The sequence below is a fragment of the Rhizobium sp. BR 362 genome (assembly GCF_036528765.1).
Taxonomy (GTDB): domain Bacteria; phylum Pseudomonadota; class Alphaproteobacteria; order Rhizobiales; family Rhizobiaceae; genus Rhizobium.
Genome location: NZ_JARWGH010000032.1, coordinates 49,182 through 57,233 on the forward strand (window position 1 = coordinate 49,182; position 8,052 = coordinate 57,233).

At 59.9% G+C, this 8,052-nt stretch carries 7 protein-coding genes; 6 read left to right on the forward strand and 1 reads right to left on the reverse strand.

The annotated features are described in order from the left end of the window. Nucleotides 1–144: 144 nt before the first annotated feature. From QDY28_RS25410 to QDY28_RS25435, 6 genes are read left to right on the forward strand one after another with little or no spacing between them, the layout of a single operon-like run. Entirely contained in the window at nucleotides 145–2,001 is a 1,857-nt protein-coding gene (locus tag QDY28_RS25410) for a GMC family oxidoreductase (protein ID WP_331384147.1), read from the forward strand. A gap of 43 nt (nucleotides 2,002–2,044) precedes the next feature. Next, nucleotides 2,045–3,151, forward strand: coding sequence for a ferritin-like domain-containing protein (locus QDY28_RS25415; RefSeq protein WP_331384148.1), 1,107 nt, complete (start codon nucleotides 2,045–2,047; stop codon nucleotides 3,149–3,151). Beyond that, on the forward strand, nucleotides 3,148–3,693 hold the full coding sequence (locus tag QDY28_RS25420) for a hypothetical protein (protein WP_331384149.1): 546 nt from the start codon (nucleotides 3,148–3,150) through the stop codon (nucleotides 3,691–3,693). The genes QDY28_RS25415 and QDY28_RS25420 overlap by 4 nt, the downstream gene beginning before the upstream one ends. Continuing rightward, nucleotides 3,690–4,628, forward strand: coding sequence for a myo-inosose-2 dehydratase (gene iolE, locus QDY28_RS25425; protein ID WP_331384150.1), 939 nt, complete (start codon nucleotides 3,690–3,692; stop codon nucleotides 4,626–4,628). The genes QDY28_RS25420 and iolE overlap by 4 nt, the downstream gene beginning before the upstream one ends. Before the next feature lie 2 nt (nucleotides 4,629–4,630). Next, nucleotides 4,631–5,647 carry a sugar phosphate isomerase/epimerase family protein gene (locus QDY28_RS25430; protein ID WP_331384151.1) on the forward strand — a complete coding sequence of 339 codons (1,017 nt, stop codon included), beginning with the start codon at nucleotides 4,631–4,633 and terminating at the stop codon, nucleotides 5,645–5,647. A 49-nt stretch (nucleotides 5,648–5,696) separates the two neighbouring features. Next, on the forward strand, nucleotides 5,697–6,626 hold the full coding sequence (locus QDY28_RS25435; protein WP_331384152.1) for a heme-binding protein: 930 nt from the start codon (nucleotides 5,697–5,699) through the stop codon (nucleotides 6,624–6,626). A 183-nt stretch (nucleotides 6,627–6,809) separates the two neighbouring features. On the opposite strand, the gene QDY28_RS25440 is transcribed toward QDY28_RS25435, so the two are convergent. After that, the coding region (locus QDY28_RS25440; protein WP_331384153.1) for an NAD-dependent succinate-semialdehyde dehydrogenase at nucleotides 6,810–8,052 on the reverse strand (1,243 nt) is incomplete at its 5' end.

The following is an 8,052-nucleotide window of genomic DNA, read 5'->3' on the forward strand; positions in this document are numbered from 1 at the left end:
CTTCATTTTATCGGAGCGGTCCTTTGATCGCACCACGCAAAAGGGGAGCAAGCAGAATGCATCTATCATGTCGGCTGCGCGCCAACCGGAAAGAAGGCCGAGGAAGTGCTCCTCGTTTCTCATTGCATAGGACGGAGGTGCGCCATGCTGTTTGCCATTGACTCTGCGCGAAGGACCGACATCGGAGCCGTCGCCGCGGACGGAAATTATGATGCGGTCATCGTCGGCACCGGCATCTCCGGCGCCATCATCGCCAATGAGCTCAGCAAGGCGGGCAAGCGTGTCCTCGTCCTGGAAGCCGCGTCCGGAACGAACCGGAGCCTAGACGGATACAATGCATTGGTGACCAACTTCTACAATGCCGCCAGCAAGGACAACCAATCGCCCTATCCGGTCAATCCCAATGTTCCGATGCCGCGTAGCCCGGAGCTTCGGAAGCTTCAGCCGGGCGAAACCGACGCCTCGACCTATATGGTGCAATCCGGGCCCTATGTGACCGATACCACCTATACGCGGATTTTTGGCGGCACGACCATGCACTGGGAAGCCAAGACGCCGCGACTGCTGAAAGAAGATTTCAAGTCGAACGCTCTGTACGGTCAGGGTCTCGATTGGCCGCTGGAGTATCGCGATATCGAGGCGGACTATCAAACCGCGGAGCGCGAGATCGGCGTGTCGGCCGATGTCGAGGACCAGAGCTATCTCGATATCACCTTTCCCGAGGGTTACGTCTATCCCATGCGGGGCCTGCCGCTTTCCTATCTCGACCAGATGGTGGCCAAAGGCATCGACGGAACCGCGGTCGAACTCTACGGAGAGACCTATCCCGTCAAGGTGCGACCCTATCCCCAGGGGCGCAACGGCATCCCCAATCCGGCTTATGACGGTGGCAAGGGGTATGTGCCTGTTGGCGCGGTCAATACGCATGAGGTCGAGGAGGGGGGACGCTGTCAGGGCAATACGAACTGCGTTCCGATCTGTCCCGTGCAGGCGCGCTATCATTCCGGGAAGACGCTGGCGAAAGCATTTCAAACCGGGCGGGTCGATCTTCTTGCACAGGCCGTCGCCTCGCGCGTTCTGATCGACTCCGACACGGGTCGGGCAAAGGCGCTCGAGGTCAAGGTCTATAAGCATGAGGCCTCGCCCGAATATGAAACGATCACCGTGAGAGGCAAGATCTTCGTGCTGGCTGCCGGCGCCATCGAAACGCCGCGGCTTATGCTGGCATCGGGCCTGCAGAGCTCGAGCGGTTTGATCGGCCGCAACCTGATGGATCACGCCTACTTGCTGAGCTGGGCACTGATGCCGGAGGTTTGCGGCACCATGCGCGGCACGAGCTGTACTGGCGGCATCGTGGACTTGCGCGGCGGTGCCTTCAGGCGGCATCAGGCGGCCTTCAGCGTCGATATCCACAATGATGGTTGGGGCTGGGCCGTCGGCTCGCCCTATTCCGACGTCACCGAACTCGTCGACGAGCACAACCGCTTCGGCGGCGATCTGAGACAGGGGCTGATCGACCGCATTTCGCGCCAACTGCTGCTGGCCTTCATGATCGAGGTGATGCCGGTCGAGAGCAATCGCGTTTCGGTCGATCCGCAATATACCGACCGGCTCGGCAATATGCGGCCGGTCGTCTCGTTCACGGTTCCGGAATACACCATGCGCGGCGCCGCCTATGCGCGGGAGTTCGCAAAGACCATGTTTGCCCGGCTCGGCGCCGCCGACCATACCCGCTACGACACCAATGACTGTGGCTATGTGAACTATGAAGGCGAAGGCTATGCCATCCGCGGCGGCAACCACCTGGCCGGCACCCACATCATGGGATCGGACAAGCAGAGGTCGGCCGTAAACATCGACCAGCGCTCCTGGGAGCACGACAACCTCTATCTGGTCGGCGGTGGCAGCATGCCAACCATTGGCACGGCCAATGTCACCTTGACCCTCGCCGCACTGTGCTACCGCAGCGCCCGAGCAATGCTGAAACAGTTGCAACGATAAGCCCCGGACCGCTTCCGCGCGCACAACAATCGGAGAAGCCAGCATGTCTAATACGATTACGACGCTCGATGCACTCAAAGAGCATCTCTACCTGGCAATGCAATTGGAGCATGCAACGATTCCGCCCTACCTGACGGCGCTTTATTCGATCAAGCCCGGCACCAACGTGGATGCCGTCCAGGTCATTCGGGTCGTCGCTGTCGAGGAAATGCTGCATCTGACGATCGCGGCAAACCTTCTGAACGCCATCGGCGGGACCCCTGACCTCACCAGGCCGGGATTCGTGCCTTCCTATCCCGCCCATCTTCCCGATGGTGAAACCGATTTCAAAGTGAGTCTGGCGTCGTTCAGCAAGGAGACGCTGGCGATCTTCAAGAAGATCGAACGTCCTCGTCTCGCCCCCGGATCCCACAAGCTCGTCAAGCGCATGTACCGTTCGGGCGTAACGGTGCTTGGGAGATATCCGGGCGCCAGCGACATGCAATACTACAGCATCGGCGACTTCTACGCCGCAATCGAAGAGGGTTTCGATCGTCTGGAAAAGGAAGCCAAGACTGACGGCAAGACGATCTTTATTGGGGATCCGAAGCGCCAGGTCACATCGGAATACTATTACTCCGGCGGCGGCGAGCTCTTTCCCGTCATCGATATCGAAAGCGCAAGGGCGGCGATCCGCCTTGTGATGGAACAGGGCGAAGGCGCCGGCGGCGGCATCTACGACCACGAGAGAGAGCTCGCGCATTACTACCGCTTCGACGAGCTGGACAGAGAGCGCTATTACCAGCCGGAGGACAGGGCAGGCCATCCGACCGGGCCTACTTTCAGGGTCGATTGGCATGCTGTTTATCCGGTCAAAACCGATCTGAAACTCGGTGACATCGACAGTAAGAAGAGCCCGGAACTCTACGAGGCTGCGCTTTCGTTCAACCAGACCTATGCGGCGTTCCTGGAGCTGTTGACGCAAGCTTTCAACGGCCAGCCGCAGTTGCTGCTGGAGGCTGTGCCCAGAATGTTCGAATTCAGGAACCTGATGGGAGACCTGATCCGCAATCCCCTGCCCAACTACCCCGGCCAGTATGCGATGGCGACGTTCGAGATTGGCTACAATCAGGTGCTGCGCACCGTTGCGGCCGAGGAGGCGCAGGCATGAGTATCGAAGATCGTCCGCACCGCTTTCTTGCCTTCTCGACGGAGGTAACCGCCTTTGCCACATTTGAATTGTGGGCGACAGGCCAGGTAGAAGCTTATCTCACAGCCGTCAACGACGCGATTGGCGATGCGATCCTGAATGAACTCCTTTCCACCTACGAAAAGATCTGTCTGGAGACAGGGGGCCAACCTCCGTCGGAGCGAAAGGCGCGTCTGCGCCGTGAGATCTTCGGAAGCGAGAAACTTGGCCCGGTCGCGCGGAACATCATCAAACTCTGGTACGTCGGCACTTGGTACGGACTGCCGGCCGCTTGGTGCGAGGCGTTTGGTGCCAAGCCGAAGGACGTAAGCTTCGTGATTTCGCCCGCCGCCTATGCCGAAGGCCTGATGTGGAAGGCAATCGGAGCCCATCCCGCGGGGGCAAAGGCCCCGGGTTATGGCTCATGGGCGTCTCCGCCACGGATTCCGGCCTTTGCGGGCGAGCCTGCGATTGCGCAAGTCAAGGAAGTCCAAATCAACCACAATGAAGGATTGGCAAGATGAGCATCCAAACTCCCCGACTCTCTCCCGAAAAGGTCTGGCTTGGCATCACGCCGACGCTTTGGTGGAACGACGACTTCATCAACATAGACATCGGCATTCCCTTCGAACAATGCATCAGTGAAATGGCGCTCGCCGGCTATGTCGGCTGCAGCGTCGGCCACAAATATCCGACCGACCCCAAGGTGCTGAAGCCGGCACTCGAACTGCGTGGTTTGCGCGTTTCGGAACCGTGGGTCAGCACCTATTTCACGATTGAAGCGATGAAAGAGCAGACGATCGAGAAAGTCCGCCAGCAACTTGCCTTTCTGGAGGAGATGGAGCGCGGCAGCACCGATCCGAGGAGAGCCGATCTGGTGGTGGCCGAGTTTGGCCATGCGGTCAATCCGCTGCCGGTCGCGCTATTCCCGAACTGCCCGACGCTGACGGACGAACAGTGGGGGCGCTTGGTGGACGGTCTGCATCAGATCGGCAGGATTGCCAGGGAAGAAGGCCGGCGCCTTTGCTATCATCCGCATCTCGGCACCGGTGTGATGATCGCTTCTGCCGTTGACAGGCTGATGGAAAGGACGGATCCGGATTTGATCCATCTGTTGCTCGACACCGCCCATCTTGCCGCAGCCGGCGTCGATCCGTTGGCTGTCACCAAGAAATACGCCGCCCGGATCAAGCACATCCATCTGAAGGATATCCGGGCCGACGTTGTCACCCGTGTTCATGATGACGGGCTCTCCTTCGAAGCAGCCATCGAAGCCGGCATATTCACCGTTCCCGGTGACGGCTCGATAAAGACCTTCCCGCAAATCCTTGCGACGCTCGCCGAAGCCGATTTCGCCGGCTGGCTGGTGATCGAAGCCGAACAGGATCCGGCGAAAGCCAATCCGCTTCGTTACGCCAAGATGGCGCGTACCTATCTGCGCGAGACGCTCGGGTGGTAGCGATGGACAAGGGCGCAAAAAAAGAGATTTTGCTGAGCCTGTTCATGTTTACGGCGGACCTGCGGCCGAATGATCGGGCTTACACCCAAACCCTCATCGACCACATCAAGGCCCTGCTTACCATGGGCTATGACGGTTTCGACCTGCCGATCGCCGCGCAACAGACGGGCGATCATCAGGCCGAGATCGACAGTTACGCCCGTTTCAGGCAGGCCTTGGACGCGGCCGGCCTGGAAACGGTACGCTTCACGACCAATGTCGGGACAACGCGGACCTTCGATCCCACCTCGCCTTACCGGGAACAGAGGGAAGGCGCACTGGCCTATTTGAAGTCCCGCGTCGATATCACGTCGATCCTGGGCGGCAAGACCGTCATGGCGGGACCAATCGTCTTTCCCTACGGTGTCTTCCCGACGCTCGATTCCGGTACGCCGCTCTGGAGCGATGCGCTGCAAGATTGGCTTGAACCTCGCTACAGGCTAGCGCGGCCGATCATCGAGGAGCTCGCCAATTATGCGGAGAAGAGGGCCGTCAAGCTCGCGATCGAGCCGGTGGACCATTGGGAAACACCGGCGCCGAACATGGTCTCGGATGTGCTCGGCTTCCTGGAAGGGGTAGGCAGTTCCCAGGCTGGTTTGACCATCGACAGCGCTCATGTGGTGCTTGGAAGCAGCGGCCCTGCGGCTTTCCAGGCCGACGTGCGTACCACCGTCGCGCAGCGCCGCCTGAACTACATACATATCTCCGCGCCGGATCGAGGCGCGTTGAAGGATAGCTGGATTCCCTGGGAAAGTTTCCTTGCGCCGATCCTGCCGGTCTATGACGGCCCGTTCCTGATCGAGGTGTTCAACGCGGTCCCCGCTTTCCTCGGCGGCCTGCATCTGACGCGGCGCAAGTTCTGGATTCCTGGCGAGGACCAGCCTGTGGCGGGCCGACCCAGCGTCTATGACGTTGCCCGTGACGGTTTGGAAACCCTCCGGGAGGAATTCGCCAAGCTTGAGTATCTCTCGGCGCTTTGAACGAGCCGCCTGACACCGACCCATGCCACACGAAGGACAGGTGACGACGATGAACGATATGCAGCCTTCTCCGCTTCACGTAAGAGGCCTAGCCACATTGCGGCGCGTAGCGACCTCGCAGCAGGTCACCGCCGATCGGCTCGGCGCCCTGGCAGATCTTCCCGGCTTCTGGGAAGGGACGGGTTTTAGCCTTATTGCACGTCCGGATTATTCCGGTCGCAGTGAAAACGGCTTCTTCCTGCAACTCAATCTATTGCACGAAACGATCGAATTCACGTCGATCGGATCCCCTGTCTTCAATCGCGGCAGCGAGCAGGGTGATATCGCCATTTATGGTGTCACCTACCTGCATCGCGTCACGGACGGCACCAATGGCGGCGCGTTGCATATAGAACCCGGCATGTGGTTGAATATTCCGGCGACCACCGCGCCAAAAGCCGATGCGAGCATTGCGAGATTGGGCACCATTCCCCATGGCAACGCGTTCTGCACGGTCGGTTTCGTGCAGCATGCCGACTTCGACAAGGTGCCGGATATCCCGCCGGCCAACACGATACCCTTCGCGATCGGCGGCGAGCCGCCGGCGCCCGGCAGCAAGAATCCATATCCCGAGTATGATCTTGCCATTACGAACGGATTCCGAACCAGCCCGGTCCCTCCGGGCATTACTCAGGCTGTGATCGACGATCCCAATCAGGTGCTACGGGATACCTTGAACCATCAGGTCTTCGAGCAGGGTCAGACCCTAAAACAGATCACACGCTTGATAACCTCCACCGCCGGCGGCATCGCAAATGTCCCGTTCATCACCAGCAATGCCAATACGCTCGATCTGGATTCCGTCTTTGCTATCGAAACCGTCATAGACGAGCTGGGTAACGAGTTCGTGCAATTGCAATATTCGCAAACCGGTTTGCTGAATTTCAAAGGCAAGAGCTTTCCGCATGTGACGGTCGGAACATTGATCAAAGCATTCTAGGCAGGGATTTATCCAACGCAGAACCCGGTTTCCTCGGCGAGTTGAATGAGATGGTCAGCTTCAGTCACTTGGCGTAGCGTCGGCTATGTCGCGCTGTGGCGGGCCGAGAGGTCGACGACACCGCCGTCGACCTCAAGCCTGTACCAGGCATCATGCTGCTTTATCTCGCGCCTTCCCTTGGTCTCAGGCGACGCCGCCGAGGCAGACATATTTGATTTCGGTGAATTCCTCGATGCCGTAGCGCGAGCCCTCGCGGCCGAGGCCGGAAAGCTTGACGCCACCAAAGGGCGCTTCGGCCGTCGAGATCAGGCCGGTATTGACCCCGACCATGCCATATTCCAGCGCTTCGGCGACCCGGAAGACGCGGGCAAGGTCCTTGGCATAGAAATAGGAGGCAAGGCCGAATTCGGTGTCATTGGCCTGAGCAATGACATCGGCCTCGTCCTTGAAGCGGAAGAGCGGCGCCACCGGACCGAAGGTTTCTTCTCTCGCGACCGCCATGGCCGACGTCACATTCGCAAGCACGGTCGCCTCATAGAAGCGTCCGCCGAGCTGATGGCGATGACCGCCGGCAACGACGCGGCCGCCTTTGGCGAGCGCATCGGCAACGTGCTCCTCGACCTTGGCAAGGGCTGCCTCGTCGATCAGCGGACCGAGATTGATGCCTTCGTCGAAGCCGTTGCCGGTCTTCAGCGAACCGACCGCCTTGGAAAGCTTTTCGGCAAAGGCATCATAGACGCCGTCCTGCACATAGAGGCGGTTAGCACAGACGCAGGTCTGGCCGTTGTTGCGGAACTTGGCGATCAACGCGCCTTCGACGGCGGCATCGAGATCGGCATCGTCAAAGACGATGAAGGGGGCATTGCCGCCGAGTTCGAGACCGAGCTTTTTGATGGTCGGCGCGCTCTGTTTGTAGAGTTCGGCGCCGACTTCGGTCGAGCCGGTGAAGGTCAGCTTGCGCACGACCGGGCTTGCCGTCATCTCGCCGCCGATGGCGCGGGCCGAGCCGGTCAATACGCTGAAGAGACCCTTCGGCAGGCCGGCGCGTTCGGCCAGCACCGCAATTGCAATCGCCGAAAACGGCGTCTGCGAGGCGGGCTTCAAGACCATGGCGCAGCCGGCGGCAAAAGCAGGGCCGGCCTTGCGGGTGATCATGGCATTCGGAAAGTTCCAGGGGGTGATTGCCGCGACCACGCCGATCGGCTGCTTCATGACAAGGATGCGCTTGTCCTTCTGGTGGCCGGGGATAATGTCGCCATAGACGCGGCGGGCTTCTTCGGCGAACCATTCGACGAAGCTTGCGCCATAGGCGATTTCGCCCTTGGCCTCGGGGAGCGGCTTGCCCTGTTCGGCGGTCAGGATGCGTCCGAGATCATCCTGGTTTTCCATCATCAGCTCGAACCAGCGCCTGAGGATGCCGGAGCGT